This window comes from Pseudomonas sp. R5-89-07, assembly GCF_003851685.1.
GTDB lineage: Bacteria > Pseudomonadota > Gammaproteobacteria > Pseudomonadales > Pseudomonadaceae > Aquipseudomonas.
The window spans coordinates 1,757,239-1,783,060 of the sequence record NZ_CP027727.1 but is presented as its reverse complement, the minus strand read 5'-3'; the positions used below and the strand labels follow the sequence as shown (position 1 = coordinate 1,783,060).

Genomic DNA, 25,822 nt, shown 5'->3' with positions numbered 1-25,822 from the left:
CCATCAGCCTCGGTGACGGGCGAGAAAATCCAGCAGCACCGGGAAATACGCCTGGGGTTCTTCGTAGAACGGCATATGGCTGCTGTTGGGAAATACGTGCAATTCGGCGTGCCGGGCCGCCATCTTCATGCGCATGGCGCAGGCCGGCGTGAGTTCGTCGTGCTGGCCGGTGGTGATCAGCATCGGCATGCTGAAACAGGCCATTTCGGGGATGCGGTTCCAGTCCTTGAGGTTGCCGACATACAGGAATTCGTTGGGGCCCTGCATGGTCTCGTAGGGCCCCATGTTCCAGTCGCCGAGGGAGCGTTTGACCGGTTCCGGCCATTCATCCAGGCGGCAAACGTGGCGGTAGTTGAGCAAGGTGATGGCGGCTTGATACTGCGGGTGGTCGAGGGTGCCCATGGCTTCATGACGCTGCATCATGGCCACGGTTTCGCTGCCGAGGGCGCCGCGCAGGCGCTCAAGTTCCTGGGACAGGTGAGGAATATCGCCCACCGTGTTTTCCAGGATCAGGCTTTTCAGGTGGTCGGGGTAATGAACGGCGTACTCGATGCCCAGCCAACCGCCCCAGGAATGCCCGAGCAGGTGCACGCGGCCCAGGCCCAGGGCCTGGCGGACGGTTTCGACTTCTTCGACATAACGGCCGATTTCCCACAGCGAAACGTCGTCCGGTCTGGCTGATGCGCCCGTGCCAAGCTGGTCGAATGCAACCACTCGCAGGTTGTGTTCTTTGAGCCAGCCATGGGCGTCGCGCAAGTAATCACACGGCAGGCCCGGGCCGCCGTTGAGGCACAGCAGCACCTCATCGCCTTCGCCAAAGCTGTAGACCACGAGGTTATGGCCGTCGACTTGCACGTTGTACTGCTGGTCGGGGGCAATTTCACGCCACATGCATACATTCCTTGTGTTGTATCGGCCTGGCAGGTAGTGGCCGTTTATCAGGTCAACACTACCGAGGATGCCGCGCGTCCATAACCTAGCGTTTCTTATAGGTTTGGCCTGGCAGTCCTTCGCCGGGGCGTGGCATTCTACTTGCAGCAAGTCGAGATTCAAATGAATTCGGGAGCAGAACGGATGCTGGCCAAGCTAACTGCCTTCAATAATCGTCTGATGCCGGGCAGGAGCCTGGACGAGCAGATGGACAATACGTTTATCCTCGCCCAACAGCTGGGCTTCGATGCGCTGGTGTACGACTACACGCCGGTGCCCATCGACCTCAATGGTGCGCTGATCACGCCCTCGGTGCTGCAACTGCGCAACACGCCGACCGATTGGCACGCCTTGTGGTGCAGCGAGGGGTTCTACCAGATCGACCCGGTGCAACACCTGGCCCTGAGCAGCGTATCGCCTTTTGTCTGGTCTTATGAGGCCAAGGCCGAAACTGCACTGCAAAAGATCATCGACCCCTGCCATGCACCGGTTTCTTCCTACCTGCACGAACAGCAGCTGACCTGCGGCGTCAGCGTACCAATCCACTTGCCCCGCGGGGGCTTCGCCTCGCTGACTGGCTTGCGCACCGGCAAGGCGAGCACGGTATTGAAGGATGCACAGCAGACCTTGTCGGATTTCAGCGTGATCAGCCATGCGTTACAGGAGGCGGCTTATCCTTTGTTTAACAAAGCGTTGCGCACCTATCCGCATATCCACCTGACCAAACGCGAGCGCGAGTGCCTGAAATGGGCCGCCGACGGTTTGACCGCGGCCGAGATTGCCACGCAATTGAGCCGCTCGCTGGCGGTGGTCACCCTGCACCTGGCCTCCGCCATGCACAAACTGGGGGCCAAGAACCGTGTGCAGGCGGTGGTGCGGGCTACGCATTACCGGTTGCTGGACGATTGATCCTTCGGCAAAACCTAGCTGTTTTGCTAGTTACCTAAACGTGGCGTGCAGACTATCGTAGCCCTGATCCTTTTTTCAGAGCAGGGTACGAAATGGAATTCATCGACAAAGTCCGCGAAGGCTACGCGCCCTTCGGCGCCTATCAGACCTGGTATCGCATCACGGGTGACCTGAGCACGGGCCGCACCCCGCTGGTGATCATCCATGGCGGCCCTGGCTGCACCCACGATTACGTCGACGCGTTCAAGGATGTTGCCGCCAGCGGCCATGCGGTCATTCATTACGACCAGTTGGGTAACGGTCGCTCCACGCATTTACCTGAAAAACCTTCTGCGTTCTGGACCATCGGCCTGTTCCTCGACGAGTTGAACAACCTGCTCGACCACCTGCAAATCAGCGACAACTACGCGATCCTCGGGCAGTCCTGGGGCGGCATGCTCGGCAGCGAGCACGCAATCTTGCAGCCCAAGGGCCTGCGCGCCTTTATCCCGGCCAATTCACCAACGTGCATGCGCACCTGGGTCAGCGAGGCCAACCGCCTGCGCAAATTATTGCCCGAAGGTGTGCATGAAACCTTGCTCAAGCATGAGGCCACTGGCAACTACCAGGACCCGGAATACCAGGCCGCCTCGCGGATTTTCTACGATCAGCACGTTTGCCGCGTCAACCCGTGGCCGGAAGAAGTGGCACGCACTTTTGCCCAGGTCGACGCCGACCCCACGGTGTACCACGCCATGAGCGGCCCGACCGAGTTCCATGTGATCGGCAGCTTGAAGGACTGGAACGTGATGGGTCGCCTTTCGGCCATCCAGGTGCCAACCCTGGTGATCTCCGGCCGTCATGACGAAGCCACGCCGCTGGTGGTCAAGCCGTTCCTGGATGAAATCGCGAGTGTACGCTGGGCGCTGTTCGAAGACTCCAGCCACATGCCCCATGTGGAAGAACGCCAGGCGTGCATGGGGACGGTGGTGAAGTTTCTGGATGAGGTGTGCTCAGTGCAGCACACGGCCCTTAAAGCTGGCTAAATTCCAATGTGGGAGGGGGCTTGCCTTAGGGCTTTTTGTAGGAGCGAGCTTGCTCGCGAAAAACTCACAGGCACTGCGTTCATTCAGAAAGCACGCGTTACCGTTGACGTTTTTCGCGAGCAAGCTCGCTCCTACAGACTGGCATCAGGCCTTACTTCCTCCTACATTTAGACCTCGGTGGGCTCAGGCTTTGATGCTTTTCTCAAAGTATCCGCCACCAACGGAATCTCCTTGCCCTCGGCATCGAACAACTTCCCACCTCGGTAGTAATCCCCATCGCGCAACGCAGCCACATCGCGAAAGCACAAACTGCGCTCGGTGCCCGCCACGAATACCGACTGCTGGTCTGAGTTACCGGCGGTGAAATGGTTGAACGTCAGGTTCAGCAAGATCGCCATGATCGCCGACGAGCTGATGCCCGAATGGAAAATGGTCGCGAACCAGCTGGGAAATTGGTCGTAGAAGCTGGGTGCGGCGATGGGAATCATGCCGAAACCAATACTCGTGGCCACGATGATCAGGTTCATGTTGTTGCGGTAATCCACCTTGGACAGCGTGCGAATGCCGCTGGCCGCCACTGTGCCGAACAGCACAATGCCGGCACCGCCAAGCACCGAGGTGGGCACGGCGGCAATCACCCGGCCCATGAACGGCAGCAAGCCAAGCACCACCAGGAACACCCCGCCGGTTGCCACCACAAACCGACTCTTCACCCCGGTAACCGCCACCAGGCCGACGTTCTGGGCGAACGCACTTTGCGTGAATGAACCAAAGATCGGCGCGAACATGCTCGACAGCATGTCGGCGCGCAGGCCGTTGCCGAGGCGTTTGGAGTCGACTTTAGTGTCGATGATCTCGCCCACCGCCAGGATGTCCGCCGAGGTTTCCACCAGCGTGACCATCACCACGATGCACATGGAGATGATCGCCGCCACGTGAAAGGTCGGCATGCCGAAATGGAAAGGCGTGGGGAAGCCGAACATGGGCCCCTGGGTGACGGCAGAGAAGTCGGCCATGCCCAGGAACACCGCGATCACCGTGCCGATCACCATCGCGAGCAAAATCGACAAGCGCGAGATCGCTGCACTGCCGATTTTGCTCAGCAGCAGCACCAACACCAGCGTCAGCGCAGCCAGGCCGATATTCGACATGCTGCCGAAATCCGCCGCGCGACTGTTGCCACCCATGGCCCAGCGCGCCGCCACGGGCATCAGGGTCAGGCCGATGGTAGTAATCACGATGCCCGTCACCAACGGCGGGAAGAATTTGGTAATGCGCGAGAACACCGGGGTGATCAGCAAACCAATGAACGACGCAGCCATCACCGCGCCGAGAATCGCTGGCACGCCCCCTGCCCCGTCGCTGCCGACGATCGCCACCATCGTCGCCACACCCGCGAACGACACACCCTGTACCAGCGGCAACTGGCAACCGAAGAACGGCAAACCCAGGGTTTGCAACAGCGTCGCCAGGCCACCGGCAAACAATGACGCGGCGATCAGCAGGCCGATATCCGCAGGCGACAACCCGGCCGCCTGGCCGACGATCAACGGTACGGCAACGATGCCGCCGTACATGGTGAGCACATGCTGCAGGCCGTAAGCCATGTTGGCGGCGACGCCTAGATTTTCATCTTCGGGCCGCTGCGGTGACGCCTTCGGGATAGTCATGGTGAGGGGGTCTCTGTTTTTGTTGTGCGCTCACTGTATGCAATGTTAAGACTGTCTGTCCATAGAGTTGTATACAATCAATCGAACAAGTTACCCTGCCGCGGCGTTACAAAAACAATCCGGCCGTCATGAGCCAGAACGCCAAAGGACCCCACAGAATGAAAAAGGCATTGCAGGGCGCCACCGTCGCATTGACCCTCCTCGGCGGCGGGGAGGCAGTCGCAGTGGAATGGATGAACAACAGCGTAGGGTTTCGCTACGGCCAGCACTTCACCAACCCGAACAACCCCGACGACTTCAGCAAGCGCATCTACAGCTTCACCCACGCCAGCGGCTACCAGTACGGCAGCAACTTTCTGAACCTGGATGTGTTCCTGTCTGACAGCAAGGACCCGCGCAAGGGCAGCGAGCACGGTGGCAGCGAGGTGTACGCGGTGTATCGGCACCAACTGTATGCCTCACGGGTATTTGATACGCCGCTGGGTAGCGGGCTGATCAAGGACTACGCGCTGACGCTGGGCTTCGATGCCAACCGCAACAACAACTTCGCTTCCGCCAAAAAGCGCGCGTTGGTCATCGGCCCCACCTTGAAATTCAATACCGTCGGTGTGCTGGACCTGAGCCTGATGTACTACAAGGAAAAGAACCACACCGGCATTCCCGGCGCGAGGGAATCGAACCACACCTTCGACGACACCTACATGCTCAACCTGACGTGGATGCGCCCTTTCGAGATCGCCAACCATGCGGCCAAATTCCAGGGCTTCATCAATTACGTGGGGGAAAAAGGCGAGGACTATCACGGCCGCGATACCGCGCCGGAAGCGCTGATGCGCACCGCGCTGATGGTGGCGGTGCGGCCGGGCAAGAGCATCAAACCTAACCTGTACCTCGGCGTGGGCTACGAGTACTGGCATAACAAGTTCGGCGTAGACGGAGGCCGGGGTAGCCGCACATCGACGCCGACGGTGAATATGGAAGTGACGTTCTAGGCGTCCACTTAAATCACTGAATAAACCCAATCCAAATGTGGGAGGGGGCTTGCCCCCGATAGCGGTGGATCAGCTAGCCTAGCTGGCACTGACACTCCGTTATCGGGGGCAAGCCCCCTCCCACATTTTTGACCTTATTGTCAGCTTAAGCGTTTGCCAGCGCTGAACGCCCGGCCTTCGGCCGTGCCAGCCAATAACCCAGCACCGCCAGCGGCGCGGTCGCCAGCATCACGATGGCAGTAATCAACAGCGGTTGCTCAATCATCGAAGAAACCACCAGGCTGGCGAGAAAGCACAGGCCCAACTGCAGGGTATTTTGCAGCGCCGCCGCCTTGCCGGAATTTTCCGCAAACGGCATCAGCGCATTCGCCACTACGATCGGGTAACTGGCACCGTTGCACAGCGCCATCAGGCAGAACGGAATCAGCAAGGTGGTGAGGGTCGGCACTGTCAGGGTCGCAACCAGATACAACGCCACCATGCTCAGGCAATAGAAGCCGAGCAGCCACGGCAGCAGGGTCTTGCCCGGCAAGCGCTGCAAGGCGCTGCGGCAACTGTAGCCGCCGACGAGAAACGCCAGGGTCGGCAACACGTAGCTGAGGCCGATGTCATTCGGGCTGTAGCCCATGGCGCCAAGGATGAACGGTGAAGCGGTCAGCCAGGCAAAGAAACTGGCAGAGCAGGCGGCGAATATCATGACGTTGCCGGTGAATATCCTTGAGGTGAGCAACTGCGCGTAACCCAGGCGCACAGGTGCGTCCGTCTGACGTTTCGGCGGGCTGCGCAGGAACACGGTCGGCAGCAGCAAGAGTAACGAAACACCCAGCAACACGCCGAAAATCGCCTGCCAGCCAAAGTGATTCAGCACCATCGCGCCCAACAGCGGGGCCAAGGCCGGCGACAGCGACATCAGCGGCATGATACTGGCGAACACGCGGTGAGCCTTGTCCGCCGGGTAGCGATCAATCACCAGCGCCTGCCAGCTCACGGCGGCGGAACACACGCCGATTGCCTGGATAAAACGCAACGCCCAGAGTTGCGGCGCAGTCTGCACCCAGAACATGCCCAGGCACCCCAGCACAAACAGGCTCAACCCCGTGAGCAGCACCGGCTTGCGCCCGAGCCGGTCGGACAAGGGGCCCCAGAGCAACTGCCCCACGGCAAAACCGGCCAGGAAAATACTCAAGCTCGCGCCCACGGCCCCCGCGCCAATCTGCAACTGCGCGCCCATGGCGCCAAACGCCGGCAAATACATGTCCATGGCGAGATAACCGAGCATGCTCAGCCCCGCCAGATACCCAGTGAAACCAAAAGAATTTTTCATTGAAGCCTTGTAGATCCTGCCATCAAACTATTTGCTGACTAGTACCCATTATGAAGCTGACAGTTTCGGTGTGAAGCGATAATAATTGAACGCTCTTATCAATAATTTTGAAGGCAGCCACCATGTGGTCCGAATACTCCCTGGATGTGGTCGATGCCGTCGCACGCCACGGCAGCTTCAGCGCCGCCGCGCAGGAACTGCACCGCGTACCGTCGGCCATCAGCTATACGGTGCGTCAGATTGAAGAGTGGCTGGCGGTGCCGCTGTTCATACGGCGCCACCGCGACGTGGAGCTGACCCCCGCCGGCCGGTTGTTTATAGACGAAGCCCGTAGCGTGATGAAAAAAATGCTCGGCACACGGCGCCTGTGCCAACAGGTGGCCAATGGCTGGAGCGGTCAACTGAAGGTGGCGGTAGATTCCATCGTCAAGCCGCAGCGCTGTCGGCAGTTGGTGCTGGATTTCTATCGGCAGTTCCCCGACGTGGAATTGCTGCTGGAGTATGAGGTGTACAACGGCGTGTGGGATGCCCTGGCGGACGAGCGCACCGATATCGTGATCGGCGCGACCAGCGCGGTGCCGGTAGCCAGCCACTTCACCTTTCGCGACATGGGTTTGTTGAACTGGTTGTGCGTGGTCAGTGCCAAGCATTCCCTGGCCAGCATCAGCGGCCTGCTCAGTGACGATCAACTGCGCCCATTCGCCTCCCTGTGCATGACCGACACCTCGCGCAACCTGCCCAAGCGCGACACCTGGACCCTGGATAATCAGCGCCGCCTGGTGGTGCCCAACTGGTCATCGGCCATTGACTGCCTGCGCGATGGGCTGTGCGTGGGCATGGCTCCGGCGCATCAGGTGCTGCCGTGGATCGAGCGCGGTGAGCTGGTGGCGCTGCAGCTGCACCGGCCCTTCCCGGCCAGCCCGTCGTGCGTGGCCTGGGCGCAGAACAAACTGTCCCCGGCCATGGCGTGGTTGTTGGAATACCTGGGAGACACAGAGACCATGAACCAGGAATGGCTCAATGGTAATGATCTCTAGAAGTGACGCATCCTCCCTGTGGGAGGGGGCTTGCCCCCGATATCGGTAGACCAGCCGATGAATCGGGTGGCTGACACTCCGCCTTCGCAGGCAAGCCAGCTCCTACATTTGGATCGGGTTTCAGTCCAACAGGCGGGTGATAGCCCGCACTATCATCTCGACTTCCTTGGCGTCCAGCGTCAGCGGCGGCAACAACCGGATCACCTTGCCCCGCGTCACGTTGATCAGCAGCCCGTGCTCGTGCGCCGCACGTTGAGCCAGGTCACGGTGGGCGCTGGCCAGTTCGATGCCAATCATCAAGCCCTGCCCACGAATCGCCACGACGTGCGGGTGCTCGCTCAACTCCACCCGTAGCCGCGCCATCAGACGTTCGCCCTGCTGCGCGGCGTTCTGCAACAGGCCTTGCTCTTCGATAATGTCCAACACCGTGCAGCCAACACGACACGCCAGCGGATTGCCGCCGAAGGTGCTGCCATGACTGCCGGGGGTGAACAACTGGGCGACGGCGGCGCGAGCCAGACAGGCGCCGATCGGCACGCCGTTGCCGAGCCCTTTGGCCAGGGTCATTACGTCGGGAACAATGCCCTCATGCTGGAAGGCGAACCAGGTTCCGGTACGGCCAATGCCCGTTTGGATTTCATCGAGCATCATCAGCCAGCCGTGGCGCGTGCAGTGATCGCGCAAGGCCTGCAGATAGCCGGGAGGTGCCGGCAACACCCCACTTTCGCCCTGGATCGGCTCCAATAGCACGGCGGCGATGCGCGCGCCGAACTGCTGGGTGATGCGCTCCAATGCGTTCAGGTCGCCAAAACCCACCTTGAGAAAATCCCCCGGTAAACGCTGAAAACCAAGGCGCACCGATGGCCCGTCGCTGGCCGCCATGGTGCCCAGGGTGCGTCCGTGAAAGGCGTTTTCCATCACCAACACCAACGGTTGCTCGATGCCTTTTTTCCAGCCATGCAGCCGTGCCAGTTTCAGCGCCGTCTCGTTGGCTTCCGCCCCGGAGTTGTTGAAGAACGCGCGGTCCAGCCCGGATAACCGGGTCAGGCGCAGGGCCAGCCGCTGCTGCCAGTCGATGCTGTAGAGATTGGAGGTGTGCAGCAGCAAAGCGGCCTGCTCGCTGATGGCCGTGACGAGCCGAGGATGGGAATGGCCGACGTTGGTCACGGCCACGCCAGCAACCGCGTCGAGGTATTCGCGGCCCTGCTGGTCCCACAGACGCGTGCCCAAGCCACGGGTGAAGCTCAGGGCCAAGGGTTGATAAGTGCTCATCAGGCAGGCGGCGGTCATGGTGGCGGGCTCCAGTCAATCGTTGAGAGGGCTTCAGTATCGTTAGCCACCCTCAGTAGATAAACTGTGATCCAGTGCAATGACTTTGAAGCAGGGCTTGATAATGGACGTGTTCCAGGCGATGTCGGTGTACGTGAAAGTAGTAGAGACCGGCAGCATGACTGCAGCCGCGCAGGAATGCGGGATGTCGACCACCATGGTCGGCAATCACCTGCGCGCCCTGGAGCAACGCCTGGGGGTCAGCCTGCTCAAGCGCACCACGCGCAAACAAAGCCTCACGGAATTTGGTGGGCAGTACTACCAGCGCTGCGTGGAGGTGCTGGGGCTGGTGGCTGACTCCGAGCTACTGGCCGAGCAGATCCACAGCGAAACCCCCAAAGGCAGCCTGCGCATCACCGCACCACCAGTGTTCGGCACCGAGCGCCTGGCACCGGCCTTGAGCGAATTTTCCCAGCGCTACCCGCTGATCGACCTGTACGTGAAGCTGAGCAATGAGCGGATGGACTTGGTTGACAGCGGCTTCGACGTGGCGATCCGTCTCGGCGAACTGGAACCCTCCAGCCTGATCGCCAGGCCCATGCAGGCCTACACCCTCACCCTCTGCGCGTCCCCGGCCTATCTGGCGCGACGTGGCACACCATCAAGGCCCGATGACCTGCGCCAGCACGACTGCCTGGCGTTCGCCTACCCTGCGACCGACAACTGGCGCGACACCGGCAAGCTCTGGCGCATGACCGGGGAGGAAGGCGAAGTGGAGGTTCCGGTAACCGGCTCCTTGACCATCAACAGCTCGCAAGGCTTGCGCCAAGCGGCGGTAAACGGCATGGGCATCATCATGCTGGCCGATGCTTTGGTGCAGCCGGACCTGGAGAGCGGCAAGCTGGTGGCCTTGCTGACCAGCTATCAACTGTCCAGCCGCCCCATGCACTTGCTGTATCGCCAGGACCGTTACCGCTTGCCCAAGCTGCGCGCCTTCGTCGACTTCGCGATGGAGAAGTGGGCCCGCTAGAAGCCCACCCCCAGCTTACGCAACTGGGCGGCAGTACGCTCGGCCGAGACATGGTGGATACCCTGCCAGCCAAGGGCCACAGCCGCTTCGACATTGCCCGCGACGTCATCGATAAACACCACTTCGCCAGGCTGGACATCCGGCAAGTAGGCGCGCACCTGAGCGAGGCTGGCATGGTAGATCGCCGGGTCAGGCTTGATCAGTTTCAACTGGCCCGAGACGACGATATCGCGGAAAAACTGCAGGAACGGATAGTGCTCGCGGGCATAGGGAAAGGTTTCCGCCGACCAGTTGGTCAACCCGAACAACGGCATTTTGGCTTGATGCAATGCGGTGAGAATCGCGACACCTTCGGGCAACTCACCACGCAACATTTCGTGCCAACGCTCGTAATACGCTTGGATCAAGGCCTGATGCTCGGGATGTTGCTCAATCAGGTGGCAGGTGGCTTCGGCGAGGGTGCGGCCAGCATCCTGTTCGGTGTTCCAGGCCTGGGTGCAGATGTTATCGAGAAACCATTGCCGCTCCTGCTCGTCGGCGATGAGCTTGCGGTACAGATGTTGCGGGTTCCAGTCGAACAACACACCGCCGAAATCAAACACGACTGCACGAATTGTCATGGGTCCTCCTGTTTGCGCACATGGATGACGCAGTCTTGCATGCCGGGGCAAACAGCAAAAGGTAAGCCACGGTAGGACCGTTCTGAAAAGTGAAACGTCCACTCACATCGCCGAAAGCATCGTTTAAGGTGAGCTTCGCTCTCAGGGAAATCCATGACTGAAAGGAATCATCAATGCGCTCGCAAAACGTGACGTAGAGGTATTCCAATGATTGCCATGATTACCGCTGTAACATCACCTTCCGCGCTCAGTCTGGAAGTGCTGCAACGCAACCAGGCGCTTGTGCAGGCCAGCACTACGCTGGAGGTCGATGCCCGGCATGCACTGGTCGACCAGGTAAAAGCGCAAACCGGAATAGTGTCGAGCCACCTCGACCCCTTGCAACAGATAGCGGCAGCCACCAACTCCATCATCGGCATACGCCCGGTCGAATCCGTGGCCACAGGGCTGATAGAAGCTGGGCACCCCACCAAGGACTTTCATATCAAAGGCAAAAGTGCCAATTGGGGGCCACAGTCCGGCTTGATCTGTAAAGACCAGGCATTCAGCAAACTTGAACAGTTCGTGCACAAATCACCGGAAAAAGTGGCTAACGCCAACGCGCAGATCAAGGACTGCATCGAGCACGGCCATGCGGTCCCGATCCCCTTGAAACTCTCGCGTCATCGCATTGACGAGCTGGTAAAACTTGGCCAGATCACTGAGCGGGCAGCTCGCAGGGGTGATGGCACGCTGCAATTGAGCGCTCGCGGGCCAAGTCAGCAGCATTATGCATTCCAAGCCCATCCCGCCTCGCCTGGCGACGACAACTATCTGATCACGCACAACGGCAAGGCGCTGCAAGTGCTGGCCAAGCAGCCAGAGGGCAAGGCCTTGACCGCCGACTATGACCTGCACATGATCGCGCCCCACCTAAGTGACTTTGGCGCCCAGGATAAGCTGCCGGTACCCGATGTTGCCCACAGTGTCTTCAGGGATCGGGTTAGCCACTACCAGCGAGTTCCACGGGAATTATCGGCAGACTTTGAAAGTGCCGTTCACTTCTACCGCAAGGAAAACCCCGACCTTGGCAACATCACGCCGCGAATAGAGGAAATGATCGGCATCATCAATCGAAAGCTGGTCGGCGACGCGGAGCGGGTGATCCATCACAATGCAGACTCAGGCAGCCATGTGACGGACGTGGCTGCAAACTACCCGGCGACTTTTTTCCTGCCGGCAAAGCTCGGTAGATTCGATGAGATCAGTATCATCCATGACAGCAAGGAAATGGCTGAGCTGATAAAGACCGCCAAGGACAGCGGTTATCACGTGCCGCTCAACCCGCTATGGGAGAAGGAGGTAGTGAATGTGAGGCGGTCAGACTTCACCCTGGCAAAACAGCGCCTGTCTGGTTCCAGGCAAGCCTGACAGCTGAGCAGCAAAAAGCGGCTTGATAAGTCGATTATCAAGCCGCCACAGTGACAGCGCTTATGCCTGGACCAGACCGTTGATCTTGACGGTCGGGTTCACGTCCGCGTCGTAGTCCACACCTTCGATTTCAAAACCGAACAAGCGCAGGAATTCAGCCTTGTAACCAGCGAAATCGCTGATGTCGTTGACGTTTTCATCGGTCACCTGGTTCCACAGCGCCGCCACGGCGTCCTGGACCTTCGGTTCCAGCTCGGCCAGGTCGGCGCGCAGGCGGCCGTCGGCGTCCAGCTTCGGCTCGCTGCCGTACAGGCTGTCCTTGAACAGGCCGTAGACTTGCTCGATGCAACCTTCGTGAGTGCCCTGCTCTTTCATCACGCGAAACAGCAGCGACAGGTACAGCGGCATGATCGGGATCGCCGAGCTGGCCTGGGTGACCACAGCCTTGAGCACCGATACGCGCGCGTCGCCCTTCAACGCAGCGAGGTTTTCGCGCAGGGTCAGGACTTTCTTGTCCAGGTCTTTCTTGGCTTCGCCGATGGAGCCGTTCCAGTAGATGTCCTGGGTCAGCTTTTCACCGAGGTAGGTGAACGCGGTAGTCTTGGCGCCTTCGGCCAGTACATCGGCTTCACGCAGGGCGTCGATCCACAGCTGCCAGTCTTCACCGCCCATCACTTTGACGGTACCGTCGATTTCTTCCTGGGTGGCCGGCTCAAGGGTGGTGTCGACTACAACGCCCTTGTCGGTGTTGATACCGCGCAGGGTCACAGCCTTGCCGATCGGCTTGAGGGTGGAGGTGTGCACCACGCCTTGCGGGTCGGTACGGCGTGGCGCGGCCAGGCTGTAGACCACCAGGTCGATCTTGCCCAGGTCTTTCTTGATGGTTTCGATGGTCAGGCGCTTGATCTCATCGGAGAACGCATCGCCGTTGATGCTCTTGGCGTACAGGCCTTTCTCCACAGCAAACTTCTCGAACGCCGCGCTGTTGTACCAGCCGGCGGAGCTCAGCTTGCCTTCCTCGCCTTCTTTCTCAAAAAACACGCCCAGGGTGTCGGCGCCGCAGCCAAACGCGGCACTGATGCGCGCGGCCAGGCCGTAACCGGTGGAAGCGCCGAGGACCAGCACTTTCTTTGGGCCGCCTTCGATGGCGCCGTGCTGGGTGACGTAGTCGATCTGCTGCTTGACGTTCGCTTCACAGCCAACAGGGTGAGCCGTCACACAGATAAAGCCACGAACCCGCGGTTTGATGATCATAAAAATTCTGCCTCTTCCAAGGTGCCGAAGGCCAATGGTGGCCATTCAACTTCAATCGTACCGGTCTATGACGTCTGAAAAACCGAAGCGTCACGATAGTCGCAAATCTTCTGTTCTCAAAATTCAATCCACCCCCACCCAGCTCATCCCCGGCCACGGTTACAAATTGTGCAGCGACTTCACAATTTTCGAACTATTTAAAACGCCTGCGTTCGCCGTAAACCCTTATCATGACGATATTGTTTCATTTTGTTTCAATGTTGGAGCCGCGTTTCATGAGCAAAAGTGCCGTAGGTAAAAAGCTGATATCCCTCGCCTGGGTGCTCGGCGTTTTACTGTTCATCGCCTGTTTCCCGCGTTCCAGCCTGGTATTTTTGCTGCTGGTGGTGGTTTGCGGCTTTTATGACTTTCTGCGTAATGGCCTGTACGACCGCGACACCATCAAGAAATATTTCATCGGCAACGGCCGCAACACTTGGATACTGGCGCCGTTCAATACCCTGTTCGACCTGGTGAGCAGCCGCAACCGCCATGTCTACACGATGCGCGACCTACCGCCCGCCTGGCGCGAAGACCTGCAACAGGTGATCGACGATGCCATGGCGCGCAAGGAAGAAATCATCGGTTACCTGGACGAACGCATGGCCGAGAAGAAACGCGGCATGTTGTTTTTCCAGTGGTACGGTCGCCCGATCGAAACCACGCTGGACATCCCGCAACTGCGCAAAAAACTGCCATTCGTGAAGACCATCGGCGTGTCGGTGTTCAACGAGAACCGCTCCACGTCCTTCCATTTCGGCCCGCTGCGCATGATGTTCCGCGTGCTCTACAACATGGCGCCGGCGCCGCACCACGAGGGTGTGTACATCCAGGTGGGCAAGCACAAGCACTACTGGCACGATGACCCGCTGTTTATCTTCGATGACACGCTGATGCATGCCTCCTTCAACAAGAACGACGCGAAACGCTACTGCCTGTTCATTGATATCGTGCGACCGAGCCGCGTGCCCGCCGTGCTGAACGCCGTGATCTCGGGCTTTGCCGGCCTGGTCTTTACCCTGCGTCGGGTTTTCTACAAAAACTGGAAGCTGATCCAGTAAGTTCTGCGGCATGATGGTGCTGGACGGTATTTGCACTCGGCCCTGTGCGTGAGGTAAATACCGTCTCGTGCGACCGTATACGGCGCGCATCATTCTCAAGCCATTGCGCCTTTCGTGGATGCGGTGGCTGTGCTTTCAAGGAATCAGAATGCCCCAACGTCAAGTGATCAATGCCTCCGTCAGCCCCAAGGGCAGCCTCGAAACCCTGTCCCAACGTGAAGTGCAACAACTGAGTGAAGCCGGCAGCGGCAGCATCTACGCCCTGTTCCGCCAGTGCGCCCTGGCCATCCTCAACACCGGCGCGCACATCGATAACGCCAAGACCATCCTCGACGCCTACAAAGACTTCGAAGTGCGTATCCACCAGCAGGACCGCGGCGTGCGCCTGGAACTGCTCAACGCCCCGGCCGATGCCTTCGTCGATGGCGAGATGATCGCCAGCACCCGCGAAATGCTGTTCAGCGCCCTGCGTGACATCGTCTACACCGAGAACGAACTGGACAGCCAGCGTATCGACCTTAGCAACTCCCAGGGCATCACCGACTACGTGTTCCACCTGCTGCGCAACGCCCGTACGCTGCGCGCAGGCGTCGAGCCGAAGATCGTGGTGTGCTGGGGCGGCCACTCCATCAACACCGAAGAATACAAATACACCAAGAAAGTCGGCCACGAGCTGGGCCTGCGCAGCCTCGACGTGTGCACCGGCTGCGGCCCCGGCGTAATGAAAGGACCGATGAAAGGCGCGACCATTTCCCACGCCAAGCAGCGCATCACCGGCGGCCGCTACCTGGGCCTGACCGAGCCCGGCATCATTGCCGCCGAAGCGCCCAATCCGATTGTCAACGAGCTGGTGATCCTGCCGGACATCGAGAAACGCCTAGAAGCCTTCGTGCGTGTCGGCCACGGCATCATCATCTTCCCCGGCGGCGCCGGTACCGCCGAGGAGTTCCTCTACCTGCTGGGCATCCTGATGCACCCGGACAACCGCGACCTGCCGTTCCCGGTGGTGCTTACCGGTCCCAAACATGCGGCGCCCTACCTGGAACAACTGCACGCGTTCGTCGGCGCGACCCTTGGCGAAGCGGCGCAGAAGCACTACCAGATCATCATCGACGACCCGGCCGAAGTCGCGCGCCAGATGACCGCCGGGCTCAAGGCGGTCAAACAGTTCCGGCGCGAGCGCAACGACGCGTTCCACTTCAACTGGCTATTGAAGATCGACGAAGGCTTCCAGCGCCCGTTCGACCCGACCCACGAAAACATGGCCAGCCTGCAACTCAGCCATGCGCTACCGCCCCATGAACTGGCGGCCAACCTGCGTCGCGCGTTCTCGGGGATCGTGGCGGGTAACGTGAAGGACAAAGGCATCCGCCTGATTGAAGAAAACGGCCCGTACGAGATTCACGGCGACCCGGCGATCATGAAACCGCTGGATGAACTGTTGAAGGCATTCGTCGCCCAGCATCGGATGAAATTGCCGGGCGGAGCGGCGTACGTGCCGTGCTATCGCGTAGTGCAGTGAGCTAGCGGCGCTCAGTCATAGTTTGTATCGGTTTGGCCCATGGCCGAAGGGGTGGGAATCGCGAGTCCGGACTAGGGTTCCAGTAACGACCCCACCTTTGCGAGCAACCTATGGACCAACGGATATTGTCCTCTGTCATTCCTTACCCTAGGGTAAGGAGCATCACGATGGAGATCTTCACTATGGCGACCGCCACACTTACTTCAAAAGGGCAAATCACCATCCCCGTCCAGGTCAGGACAGCCCTCGGCCTGGAAACAGGCGACAGGGTGGAATTCGTCGAAATGGAAGACGGCAAGTTTTCCATGATCGCCGCGAGCAAAACCGTCACGGACCTCAAAGGGTTGATTCGCAAACCTGCCAATGCCGTGTCCATCGAGGACATGAACCGCGCCATCGCGGCACAGGGAGCGAACGCTGGATGATCGGGCTGGATACCAACGTGCTGGTGCGCTATGTCGCTCAGGATGAGCCGGTTCAATCAGCCAAGGCGTCCCAACTGATCGAATCATTGACCGCCGCGTCGCCGGGCTTTATCAGCCTGGTGACCATTGTGGAGTTGGTATGGGTGCTGCAGTCCTGCTACCAATCGGCCAAAAGCGACGTGGTGATGGTGCTGGAAACCCTGTTGCACACGCGCGAACTCACGGTTGAGCACGCCGATATCATCTGGCAGGCACTGCGCAAGTTCATTGCGAACAAAGCAGACTTCGCCGACTACCTGATCGAACGCTGCGCCCATGCGGCCGGCTGCGAGTACACCGCCACCTTCGATCTCAACGCGGCCAGGGCAGCGGGCATGAAGCGGATCGGCTAGGCCGTCTTTTGTAGGAGCGAGCTTGCTCGCGAGAAACGCCAACGATTACGCGAACATTCAGGTAGCACGCGGCGCCTGTGGTTTTTTCGCGAGCAAGCTCGCTCCTACAAAGGGGAGAGGCCGCTCGGTCAGCGCACCCAGCCACCGACCTGCCAGTGGTAACCATCGTTGCGCTGCACCCAGTGCGGATGCACATAGCGATAGCCCTGGCGCACCGGCTCCCAGTGGCCGTGCACTGCCACATAGCGCCCGCCTTCCCAGCGCCAGTAACCGCGTGACCAGATATAGCCTTCGCGCACCGCCGGCTCGACTTCGATCACCTGCACCGGCGGCGGTTGCGGCGCCACGACCTCTACATAGTCACGTTGTACGGGCCGGCGCTCATGCACGACACGCTCTTGCACACACCCGGATGCGGCGACGACCACCGCCGCCATTGCTGCATAACGTAGCAACATACAAAACCCTCGGGCGTAAATGCCCTGTACCTGTATCTGAAAGAAATCCCCCTGTGTTCCAGCCGGGCTCCTGCCTGGGCTTGGGTTATTTTTAACAGGAGATGTCTGTCAGATTGCTGAACCTTGAGGGCTCAGGAGGTGCAGACGACGGTCGGTCGCTTCAGGCGTAACAGCAGCAGACCGGCAATGACGACGGCGATGCCCGCGTAGGTCGAGGCCTGGATCCTGTCACCAAACATCAGCGCCGCCCATACCAGGGTGACCGGCGGCTCCAGATAAACCAGCGCCGCAACCTGGGTAGCCGTCATCACGCGAAGCAGTCTCCAGAGGCTCAAATAGGCGGCAAAGGTGGAAAACACCGTCAACCACACAATCGACACCAGTACTTCGGTGTCATGGGGAATGCTCAAGGTATCGGTATACAGCACAGCGGCGGTGAAGCCGATCAACGTCAGCAGCGATTGGATAAACAGCGGTATGAGCAGACCGGCATCCTGGCTCGGCGGCGAACGGCGCTCGTACAGCGTCGCCAGCGTCAGCCCAAGCGCCGACAGCAGCGGCAACCCATACATGAGCAGGCCAACCTCTTTTGCGCTATGGCTGTACTGCCCGGCGATCACAACCCCAACGCCGACAAAGCTGATCACCAGCCCCAGCCATTGCCAGCCGCCGCTGCGCTCAGTTGCGCTGCCTGTCGACAAGGCCGCTGTCATCAACGGCTGCAAGGCCGCGATGATCGCCGCAATGCCTGGTGGCAAGCCGTTCTGGATCGCCACATAGAGGCAGCTCAGGTACAAAAACTGCGACAGGCAGCCGACAACCGCGTAATGGCGGATCTGCGCCCATGAAATCTTCAGCAGCCTGACGTTCAGGAACATCCCCAGGCACAGCGATACCAACAGGAATCGCCAGAACAACAGGTTGAACGCACCGCCGCCTTGGGTGCCCAGCTTCGCGCCGATATAGCCCGAACTCCACGACAGCACAAACGCCCCTTGCAACAGCAGCAACCCTGAAGTTGATCGCTTCATGCAGCCTCCAGCCCTTATAGGTTGACTTGCAGGCTAAGGACGGAGGACGCTTCTGTATATTTGAATAACCCGCATCATCAATCCGAATTAATAGAATCATGGCCAAACAACTGAACATCGATCTATTGCGCACCTTTCACGCCGTCGCCCGCTTTGGCCGCTTTAACGAAGCGGCCGAGCATGTGCACCGCAGCGCTTCCACCGTGACCACACAAATCCAGAAACTGGAAGACCAGGTCGGCCAACGCCTGTTCAGCCGCAGCAACCAGGGCGTGGATCTGACGCTGTACGGCCGAAAGCTGTTGGGCGAAACCACCGAGTTTCTAAAAAGCCACGACCGCCTGCTGATCTCGCTGATGCCCCAGCGCATGCAGGGCAAGATCCGCCTGGGCGTTCCCGATACCTATGCCCCCGCCTTCATCCAGGAATTTCTGCCACGGCTGATCGCCGACAACCCGCTGCTGCAGCTGGAAATCGAAGCGCGCACCAGTGGCGAACTGTTGAACCTGTTCATGGCAAACCAATTGGACCTGACCATCACCGTCAGCGCGCAGCCGCTGGCACAGGGTGAGCGCCTGGGGCCCGTGCAACCGCTGTGGGTCGCCGCCGAGCATTTCGATTACCCGCCCAATGCGCCGCTGCCCATCACCGTACCAATCGCGGGTTGCCCGTATCGTGCGGCGGCGTTACAGGCGTTGACCGACCACGGTATTTTTCACCGGCTACTGATGGAGAGCCCCAACTCCACAGCGGTAGAGGCCTGCATTCGCAGCGGTGTTGCGGTCGGCTTGATCGAAGAAAGCCGTATGGGCGAAGGGTTGACGCAGGTGATCGCCGGTGTCGAGCTGCCGCCGCTGCCGATGCACCACCTTTACCTGCTGTGCGATAGCAGCAATGCGCTTGCACTGCATGTGTATGAACAGGTGAAAGACAGTTTCAGCGTTTAAACCGGGCCAAAACGCTGCAGCACCGCTTCGATAAAACCGCGCAATTTAGCGGTACGCTGGCGATTTGCGGTGTAAACCAAATGCATCGACCGGCTGGGCGAATCAAAGTCAGGAAGCACCTTCACCAGTCGGCCGTCCGCGAGCGCCGTGCGCAAAAAGTCTTCAGGGCCTAGTACAATACCGAAACCATCCAGGGCAGCCGACATCAGCGCCCTGCTTTCGTTGATCTGCAAACGGCTGCTCACCTGCACTCGGTGCGGGACCGTGCCCTCGTAAAACACCCATTCACGATCCGCCGGACGCGACCAAAAGGCGTAGCCGAGGCATTCATGATGAGTAAGGTCTGCTGGCGCCGACGGTGTGCCTCGTGCCTGCAAATAGGCCGGAGCCGCACACACGACCAGACGATAGGGCGCCAGCGGCCGGGCGGTCAGGCCGGTGGTCGCCAGGGGACCAATGCGGAACGCCACTTCATAGCCCTCCTCCACCAAGTCCACAAAACGATCCGTCAGGTGCAGATCGATCTGCACCTCCGGGTTGTCACGCAAGAACCCGGTAATCAACGGCATCAGGCTGTAGGAGCCGAATGTCACGGGGGCGGTGATTTTCAGCTTGCCGCGCGGGGTGTCGTTCATGATCTGCGCCAGGGAGTCCGCGGCTTCGGTTTCCATCAGGATGTGCTTGCAACGTTCGTAATAGGCGCTACCCAGCTCTGTAAGGCTTTGCCTGCGAGTGGTGCGGTTGAGCAAGCGCGCACCCAATCGCTGCTCCAATGCGGTGACATGCTTGGCCACCATCTGCGGCGATAGATTCAAACGCTCTGCGGCACGCGCATAGGAACCCAACTCAGCGGCGGTCACAAAGGCATTCATGCTCGATAGACGGTCCATCATTCCCCACTCTCAGTAACAACAGCCATTCCTGAACCAGGATTTATCGTCAAATGGTTGCCAATCATCATAGCCACTTCCGACGTTTACTGGAGCAAGCACATGAAGATTGGCGTAATTGGAGCAGGGTTTATCGCGCGTGCCGTGGCACAACTAGCGCTGGCAGCCGGACATGAGGTGATGCTGAGTAATTCCCGTGGCCCACACACCATGAGCAGCGTGGTGAGCGGCATACTCGGTGTACAAGTGGGCAGCGCAGACGACGCAGCGCAGTTCGGTGACGTGGTGCTCGTGGCGATTCCCCTGGAGCACTACCGCAGCGTGCCTGCGCAATGGTTGCACGGTAAAACGGTGATGGACGCCAACAATTACTACCCTGACCGCGATGGGCATATTCCGCAGCTGGATCGGTTTGAATCCACTACCAGCCGGCTGCTGGCCGACCATTTGCCACATTCACAGGTGGTAAAAGTGTTTAACGCGATTTTTGCACCGGACCTGACGTTGGATGCTCGCCCTCACGGTGCAGTTGATCGTCGCGCACTGCCGGTGGCGGCGGATGACGCGGCAGCGAAGGCGGTTGTGATCAAGCTGCTCGATGAACTGGGTTTCGATGCCGTGGATGCAGGCGGGCTGGACGAAAGCTGGCGGTTCGAGCGAGCCAAGCCGGCCTATTGCGTTGCCCTGAACCAGACTGGCCTGAAGGCAGCGCTGGCAGCGGCTGAACGCACGGTTGAATTGCCCCCCGTTGCGCGAAACCGAAACCGCACCTGAACGTAGGGCCGCAAAAAAGCCCGCTGACCGTCACCGGTTCAGCGGGCTTTTACTTCAGCGTTGCTTACAGCGCCAGATCAGACGCCGGCTTGCTCGGCTCAGCCGCAGGCTTGGCAGCCTCGGTGGCCTGTGGAGCCGCCAGTTGTGGAATGGCTGGCGGTGGGGTCAGTTGCAACACACCGGCCGTGTAGGCCCATTCCTTGGCAACAGCTTCTGGGCTGTCGTTCAGTTTGGTGCCGTAGCTTGGCACGATCTGGTGCAGTTTTTCCTGCCAGGCCGGGCTTGCAACCTTGTCCTTGAAGACTTTCTGCAGCACGGTCAGCATGATCGGAGCCGCGGTGGACGCGCCTGGCGATGCACCCAGCAGGCCTGCCATGGAGTTGTCGGCGGAGCTGACCACTTCGGTGCCGAGTTTCAGGACGCCGCCCTGCTCTTCGTCACGCTTGATGATCTGCACACGCTGGCCGGCTTGCCACAGGCGCCAGTCAGACTGCTTGGCGTTCGGGAAGTACTCTTGCAGCGCCTTGAAGCGGTCGTCATCGGACAGCATCAGTTGGCCGGCGAGGTACTCGACCAGTGGGTATTCACGAATACCGACTTTGGTCATCGGCCAGATGTTGTGGGTGGTGGTGCTGGTCAGCAGGTCCAGGTACGAGCCTTCTTTGAGGAACTTGGTGGAGAAGGTCGCGAATGGGCCAAACAGGATCACGCGCTTGCCATCCAGCACACGGGTGTCCAGGTGCGGCACCGACATTGGCGGCGAACCCACCGACGCCTTGCCGTAGGCCTTGGCCAGGTGCTGCTCGGCGATGGTTGGGTTATCGGTCACCAGGAACGAACCACCCACCGGGAAGCCGGCGTATTCCTTGGCTTCAGGAATACCGGATTTTTGCAGCAAGTGCAGGGCACCGCCGCCGGCGCCGATGAACACGAACTTGGCGTCGGTTTCAGTCTTGGTGCCGTCCTTGAGGTTTTTGTAGCTCACACGCCACGAACCGTCGTCGTTACGGGTGATGTCCTGCACTTCGCTCGACAGTTTCAGGTCGAACTTAGGGGTGGTTTGCAGGTGGGCAACGAACTGGCGGGTGATCTCGCCGAAGTTCACGTCGGTGCCGATCGGGGTCCAGGTGGCCGCGATTTTCTGGTTCGGGTCACGCCCTTCCATCATCAGCGGAACCCACTTGGCGATCTGCACCGGGTCTTCGGAGTACTGCATGCCAGCGAACAGCGGGCTGGCCTTCAGGGCTTCGTAGCGCTTTTTCAGGAACTTGATATTGTCATCGCCCCACACGAAGCTCATGTGCGGCGTGGAGTTGATGAACGAGCGCGGGTTCTTCAGCACGCCCTGCTGGACCTGCCAGGACCAGAACTGACGGGAGATCTGGAACGCTTCGTTGATCTCGACCGCTTTCGGGATCTCAACGTTGCCGTTCTTGTCTTCCGGGGTGTAGTTCAGCTCAGCGAGGGCCGAGTGACCGGTACCCGCGTTGTTCCAGCCGTTGGAGCTTTCTTCGGCCACGCCGTCGAGGCGCTCGACCATTTCCATCGACCAGCCCGGTTCCAGCTCGTTGAGCCAGACGCCCAGGGTTGCACTCATGATGCCGCCGCCGATCAGCAGCACATCGACTTTCTTTGCCTCTTCCGCGTGAACGGACGTGATCCCCATCGACAAAGCCAGCCCCAGCAGGGCAGTGTTTACTTTCTTAAACATCAGTAGCACCTATGATAAAACGCCATCCGCCCTACCGCCCCTGATCATGGGTGACCTTCAATCACGTTACGTCAGGCAACGTACCGCGGGGTCTACGCATTCACATGAGGACCGCAGGGTGGGCACACAAGGCCGATGGATCGACCTCACTGTTATGTCCCTTCTGCGCTGACTTCTTATCATTATTGGCTTCAGCTACCTGGGCGACAGCCAACCGCTGGGACGTATACGGGTGTACGCACCAGGGAAAGACTAGACCAGGACGGCGCGCAGAATATCACGCCGAACCGCGTTTATGCGCCGTTTGGCCAATTGACGCCGCTAAATCGCGGGTTTTATCTCACGGGTGTCAAGGCGGCCAGCCGCGACGTGGGGTCACAGGCCTGGAACTCTGCCGGACCTGGCTGTTCTAGACACCCTCACCGTCGCATGCGTAGCATCGGCGATTGTCTTTCGTGCACCTCATCCAATAGAGCAATCCATGTCTATCCAGCAAACACCCGGGCACGTGTTGCCCGCGCGCAGTGCCGCCAAAATGGAAGCGGCCATGGCCGTGGGCGCGTTCGCAATCGGCACCGGCGAATTCGCCATCATGGGCCTGATGCCCGACATCGCCCAGAACCTGGGCTTGAGCGAACCGCAAGTCGGCCACGCCATCAGCGCCTATGCCTTGGGCGTGATGGTCGGCGCCCCGCTGTTGGCCATCCTCGGCGCCAAACTGCTGCGCAAACACATGCTGTTATTGCTGATGGGCCTCTACGCCCTTGGCAACCTCGCCACCGCCTTTACCCCCAGCTTCGGCTCACTGGTGGCCTTCCGCTTTATCAGCGGCCTGCCCCACGGCGCCTACTTCGGCATCGCCGCCGTGGTCGCCTCCAGCATGGTACCCAGCGACAAACGCGCCGGCGCCGTGGCGCGGGTGATGATGGGCCTGACCCTGGCCATGCTGCTGGGCAACCCCATCGCCACCTTCCTCGGCCAACACCTGGGCTGGCGCTCGGCGTTCGCGCTGGTCAGCGTCATCGCCCTGTGCACCATCGCTCTGGTCTGGCAATTCGTCCCGCACCGCCACGATGAAGAACGCAGCGACCCGCGCAAGGAAATGCGCGCCTTCACCAAACCCCAAGTGTGGATGGCGCTGTCCATCGGCGCGATCGGGTTTGCCGGCATGTTCTGCGTATTCAGCTACCTGGCGCCAACCATGCTGGAAGTGACCAAAGTCTCGCCGCAATGGATCCCGTTCGGCCTCGCCGCGTTTGGCATGGGCGGCATCATCGGCAACATCGCCGGCGGCAAATTGTTTGACCGCATGCAATTTCGCGCCGTGGGCTGGATTCTGGTGTGGTCGATGGCCGTGCTGATCTTCTTCACCTTCGCCGCCAGTTCGCTGTGGAGCGTACTGCTGGGCATCGGCCTGGTCGGCACCATGATCGCCCTGGCCGCGCCCCTGCAAATCCGCCTGATGGACATCGCCCACGAAGCGCCCAGCCTGGCGGCAGCATCCAACCACGCGGCGTTCAACCTGGCGAACGCGCTGGGCCCTTGGCTTGGCGGCATGGCGATTACAGCCGGGCTCGGCTGGACCAGCACCGGCTACATCGGCGCGGTAACGGCCCTGATCGGACTGGGCCTCTACCTGATCGCCCGCCGCATGAAAGGCGGCAACTAACACCACAAGTCTTGCGCCGATCATAGATCCAATGTGGGAGGGGGCTTGCCCCCGATAGCAATGGGCCAGTCACCACCTCAATGGCTGACCCACCACCCCATCAATCATCATGCAACAACCCCGACCCATACTCCCCATAACTGCTGCCCAGCCCGCTGCCACCAAAATTCATCTTGGTGGCTTTGTTGGGGCTGTGGTCACCAAATGCCTGGCATCCGCCTGAGAAGCACGGGTCGCTGCTCACCGCGGGTGAAGATGAACAAGCGCTCAACAACAACGTGCCGGTGATCATCACGACTTTGACGAGGTTCGAAATCATGGTCTCAGTTCCCTGTGGGCTGGAGGCGCTGGGGTCCTCTCTTGCAGGGAATCGTAGACCTCAACGGCGCAGGGAATTATGAAACTTTGCTGCGGGACAGCATGGGTTCAGGTTGCCGCCTTGGGGTAAGGCGGCAGGGTTGGTTGTCAGGCTTTGACTGGTTTGATTACAGGCGCAACTTGTTCTTGGGCTCGGTCTACGAGGAGCGAGCTCAACTCGATTAACTGCTGGATGCCCAGGGCGATGGCGCGCTGGGAGTCGTCGAGGTCGAACGCCAAGGTGGCAGCCATTTCGTTGGCGGATGCGAGGTTTTCGGCGGCGTTGGCCAGGAGGGTTTCGGGGTCGAGGGTTGGGTTTATGAGGAATAGGTTGTTGCTTGGGCGGTCGACGGGGGTAGCGTCGTCGGACGGGGGCAAGTGATGATTGATTGCTCGCGGAGCTGCGGCTTGAAGGCTGGGGTCAACGGACGATGTGATTTGATCGATTGAAGAACTGTGCGTGTTGTTGTGCATGGGCGAAGCTCCAAATATTTTCGGGAGTTAAAACGCCTTAGCAATACGGACTTCCACCTCCGGCCGCTGGGTTTGCAGCGGCTGGATGAGGTTAGCTATGGGTGGTCCGAAGGGCAAGCCCGAGAAAGCGTGGGATATTTCCCAGAAATCTTGACCTATTCCCAGATATCGCTCTGTCGCTTAATGCGTTGCGCCGATGATGGATTGGAACGACTAATCCCACAGACCTTACAGAACGCGCACTACAGCGCCTTCGCCGCCACCCTGCACCACTTTCGTACCAGCACTATTCCCACGCACTTATCCCCTACCTTTTTTCGCTGGCTTTCGCAAATCCGAGAGTCACCACTGCTATGCTTGATTTCTTTCAAAACGAGCCGAAAACCATGGCAAGCGAGTACTCACTGACGGACGTGTTGGAACGGCTTTATCAAAATCAACTGGCCCTGGAAGCGGCTGTGATGGAGCTGACTCTTTGGGCTGAGCAGCAAAGCGCTTTGGAAGTGAGTGAGAATGTTCGGGGGGCACTCCACACGACTGGTGAAAACGCGGGCCATATCAAACAAGGCCTGGCTCGATTGGGAAGGGCAGACCTCACCTAA

General features: G+C 59.8%; 26 protein-coding genes. 14 read left to right on the top strand and 12 right to left on the bottom strand.

The window, feature by feature from the left end; translation table 11 throughout:
• Positions 1 to 3: 3 nt before the first annotated feature.
• On the bottom strand, positions 4 to 891 hold the full coding sequence (locus C4J94_RS08200) for a proline iminopeptidase-family hydrolase (RefSeq protein WP_124385704.1): 888 nt from the start codon (positions 889 to 891) through the stop codon (positions 4 to 6).
• A gap of 183 nt (positions 892 to 1,074) precedes the next feature.
• On the opposite strand from C4J94_RS08200, the gene C4J94_RS08195 reads away from it, so the two are divergent.
• Both C4J94_RS08195 and C4J94_RS08190 read left to right on the top strand, forming a co-directional pair.
• A complete protein-coding gene (locus C4J94_RS08195; RefSeq protein ID WP_124385703.1) occupies positions 1,075 to 1,839 on the top strand; it encodes a LuxR family transcriptional regulator in 765 nt (254 codons plus the stop codon).
• A 92-nt stretch (positions 1,840 to 1,931) separates the two neighbouring features.
• A complete protein-coding gene (locus C4J94_RS08190) occupies positions 1,932 to 2,864 on the top strand; it encodes a proline iminopeptidase-family hydrolase (RefSeq protein ID WP_124385702.1) in 933 nt (310 codons plus the stop codon).
• 167 nt (positions 2,865 to 3,031) lie between these two features.
• Here C4J94_RS08190 and C4J94_RS08185 read toward each other — a convergent pair whose 3' ends face one another.
• Positions 3,032 to 4,534, bottom strand: coding sequence for a nucleobase:cation symporter-2 family protein (locus tag C4J94_RS08185; RefSeq protein ID WP_124385701.1), 1,503 nt, complete (start codon positions 4,532 to 4,534; stop codon positions 3,032 to 3,034).
• Positions 4,535 to 4,692: 158 nt separating this feature from the next.
• On the opposite strand from C4J94_RS08185, the gene C4J94_RS08180 reads away from it, so the two are divergent.
• Complete coding sequence (locus tag C4J94_RS08180) at positions 4,693 to 5,526, top strand: nucleoside-binding protein (RefSeq protein WP_124385700.1); 834 nt, start codon at positions 4,693 to 4,695, stop codon at positions 5,524 to 5,526.
• A gap of 145 nt (positions 5,527 to 5,671) precedes the next feature.
• Here the strand turns inward: C4J94_RS08180 and punC are convergent, their stop codons facing one another.
• Entirely contained in the window at positions 5,672 to 6,850 is a 1,179-nt protein-coding gene (gene punC, locus C4J94_RS08175) for a purine nucleoside transporter PunC (RefSeq protein ID WP_124385699.1), read from the bottom strand.
• A 122-nt stretch (positions 6,851 to 6,972) separates the two neighbouring features.
• Here punC and punR point away from each other — a divergent pair, with 122 nt between their 5' ends.
• The gene (punR, locus tag C4J94_RS08170) at positions 6,973 to 7,887 is read left to right on the top strand and encodes a DNA-binding transcriptional activator PunR (RefSeq protein ID WP_124385698.1); all 915 of its coding nucleotides are present in this window, start codon (positions 6,973 to 6,975) and stop codon (positions 7,885 to 7,887) included.
• Between the two features lie 120 nt (positions 7,888 to 8,007).
• On the opposite strand, the gene C4J94_RS08165 is transcribed toward punR, so the two are convergent.
• Entirely contained in the window at positions 8,008 to 9,177 is a 1,170-nt protein-coding gene (locus tag C4J94_RS08165) for an aspartate aminotransferase family protein (protein ID WP_124385697.1), read from the bottom strand.
• Between the two features lie 103 nt (positions 9,178 to 9,280).
• Here C4J94_RS08165 and C4J94_RS08160 point away from each other — a divergent pair, with 103 nt between their 5' ends.
• A complete protein-coding gene (locus tag C4J94_RS08160; RefSeq protein ID WP_124388937.1) occupies positions 9,281 to 10,186 on the top strand; it encodes a LysR family transcriptional regulator in 906 nt (301 codons plus the stop codon).
• On the opposite strand, the gene C4J94_RS08155 is transcribed toward C4J94_RS08160, so the two are convergent.
• Positions 10,183 to 10,806 carry an HAD family phosphatase gene (locus C4J94_RS08155; protein WP_124385696.1) on the bottom strand — a complete coding sequence of 208 codons (624 nt, stop codon included), beginning with the start codon at positions 10,804 to 10,806 and terminating at the stop codon, positions 10,183 to 10,185. The genes C4J94_RS08160 and C4J94_RS08155 overlap by 4 nt on opposite strands.
• 207 nt (positions 10,807 to 11,013) lie before the next feature.
• On the opposite strand from C4J94_RS08155, the gene C4J94_RS08150 reads away from it, so the two are divergent.
• Positions 11,014 to 12,216 (top strand): anthrax toxin-like adenylyl cyclase domain-containing protein, encoded by a 1,203-nt coding sequence (locus C4J94_RS08150; RefSeq protein ID WP_124385695.1) that lies wholly within the window; start codon positions 11,014 to 11,016, stop codon positions 12,214 to 12,216.
• A 60-nt stretch (positions 12,217 to 12,276) separates the two neighbouring features.
• Here C4J94_RS08150 and fabV read toward each other — a convergent pair whose 3' ends face one another.
• Positions 12,277 to 13,470 carry an enoyl-ACP reductase FabV gene (gene fabV, locus C4J94_RS08145; RefSeq protein WP_124385694.1) on the bottom strand — a complete coding sequence of 398 codons (1,194 nt, stop codon included), beginning with the start codon at positions 13,468 to 13,470 and terminating at the stop codon, positions 12,277 to 12,279.
• A gap of 275 nt (positions 13,471 to 13,745) precedes the next feature.
• Here fabV and C4J94_RS08140 point away from each other — a divergent pair, with 275 nt between their 5' ends.
• The 4 genes from C4J94_RS08140 (at position 13,746) to C4J94_RS08125 (ending at position 16,909) form a co-directional block, all read left to right on the top strand.
• Positions 13,746 to 14,570: an aspartyl/asparaginyl beta-hydroxylase domain-containing protein gene (locus C4J94_RS08140; protein WP_124385693.1), complete on the top strand. Its 825-nt coding sequence runs from the start codon at positions 13,746 to 13,748 to the stop codon at positions 14,568 to 14,570.
• A gap of 148 nt (positions 14,571 to 14,718) precedes the next feature.
• Entirely contained in the window at positions 14,719 to 16,092 is a 1,374-nt protein-coding gene (gene ppnN / locus C4J94_RS08135; protein WP_124385692.1) for a nucleotide 5'-monophosphate nucleosidase PpnN, read from the top strand.
• Positions 16,093 to 16,259: 167 nt separating this feature from the next.
• On the top strand, positions 16,260 to 16,517 hold the full coding sequence (locus C4J94_RS08130) for an AbrB/MazE/SpoVT family DNA-binding domain-containing protein (RefSeq protein WP_124385691.1): 258 nt from the start codon (positions 16,260 to 16,262) through the stop codon (positions 16,515 to 16,517).
• Positions 16,514 to 16,909: a PIN domain-containing protein gene (locus C4J94_RS08125; protein ID WP_124385690.1), complete on the top strand. Its 396-nt coding sequence runs from the start codon at positions 16,514 to 16,516 to the stop codon at positions 16,907 to 16,909. Before C4J94_RS08130 ends, C4J94_RS08125 begins: the two co-directional genes overlap by 4 nt.
• Positions 16,910 to 17,037: 128 nt before the next feature.
• Here C4J94_RS08125 and C4J94_RS08120 read toward each other — a convergent pair whose 3' ends face one another.
• Together C4J94_RS08120 and C4J94_RS08115 are read right to left on the bottom strand one after the other, a co-directional pair.
• Positions 17,038 to 17,367, bottom strand: a complete 330-nt coding sequence (locus tag C4J94_RS08120) for a YXWGXW repeat-containing protein (protein ID WP_124385689.1) — start codon at positions 17,365 to 17,367, stop codon at positions 17,038 to 17,040.
• 131 nt (positions 17,368 to 17,498) lie between these two features.
• The gene (locus C4J94_RS08115) at positions 17,499 to 18,398 is read right to left on the bottom strand and encodes a DMT family transporter (RefSeq protein ID WP_124385688.1); all 900 of its coding nucleotides are present in this window, start codon (positions 18,396 to 18,398) and stop codon (positions 17,499 to 17,501) included.
• A 98-nt stretch (positions 18,399 to 18,496) separates the two neighbouring features.
• Between C4J94_RS08115 and C4J94_RS08110 the strand changes: the two genes are divergently transcribed.
• Positions 18,497 to 19,345 (top strand): LysR family transcriptional regulator, encoded by an 849-nt coding sequence (locus C4J94_RS08110; protein ID WP_124385687.1) that lies wholly within the window; start codon positions 18,497 to 18,499, stop codon positions 19,343 to 19,345.
• Here the strand turns inward: C4J94_RS08110 and C4J94_RS08105 are convergent.
• Positions 19,342 to 20,238: a LysR family transcriptional regulator gene (locus tag C4J94_RS08105; protein ID WP_124385686.1), complete on the bottom strand. Its 897-nt coding sequence runs from the start codon at positions 20,236 to 20,238 to the stop codon at positions 19,342 to 19,344. The genes C4J94_RS08110 and C4J94_RS08105 overlap by 4 nt on opposite strands.
• A 99-nt stretch (positions 20,239 to 20,337) precedes the next feature.
• On the opposite strand from C4J94_RS08105, the gene C4J94_RS08100 reads away from it, so the two are divergent.
• Positions 20,338 to 21,009, top strand: coding sequence for an NADPH-dependent F420 reductase (locus C4J94_RS08100; RefSeq protein WP_124385685.1), 672 nt, complete (start codon positions 20,338 to 20,340; stop codon positions 21,007 to 21,009).
• A 64-nt stretch (positions 21,010 to 21,073) separates the two neighbouring features.
• On the opposite strand, the gene mqo is transcribed toward C4J94_RS08100, so the two are convergent.
• Complete coding sequence (gene mqo, locus C4J94_RS08095) at positions 21,074 to 22,720, bottom strand: malate dehydrogenase (quinone) (protein WP_124385684.1); 1,647 nt, start codon at positions 22,718 to 22,720, stop codon at positions 21,074 to 21,076.
• A gap of 481 nt (positions 22,721 to 23,201) precedes the next feature.
• Here mqo and C4J94_RS08090 point away from each other — a divergent pair, with 481 nt between their 5' ends.
• A complete protein-coding gene (locus C4J94_RS08090; RefSeq protein WP_124385683.1) occupies positions 23,202 to 24,389 on the top strand; it encodes an MFS transporter in 1,188 nt (395 codons plus the stop codon).
• A 100-nt stretch (positions 24,390 to 24,489) separates the two neighbouring features.
• Here C4J94_RS08090 and C4J94_RS08085 read toward each other — a convergent pair whose 3' ends face one another.
• A complete protein-coding gene (locus C4J94_RS08085) occupies positions 24,490 to 24,708 on the bottom strand; it encodes a hypothetical protein (RefSeq protein WP_124385682.1) in 219 nt (72 codons plus the stop codon).
• Positions 24,709 to 24,854: 146 nt separating this feature from the next.
• Entirely contained in the window at positions 24,855 to 25,220 is a 366-nt protein-coding gene (locus tag C4J94_RS08080) for a DUF6124 family protein (RefSeq protein WP_124385681.1), read from the bottom strand.
• Between the two features lie 386 nt (positions 25,221 to 25,606).
• Between C4J94_RS08080 and C4J94_RS08075 the strand changes: the two genes are divergently transcribed.
• Entirely contained in the window at positions 25,607 to 25,822 is a 216-nt protein-coding gene (locus tag C4J94_RS08075) for a hypothetical protein (protein ID WP_124388936.1), read from the top strand.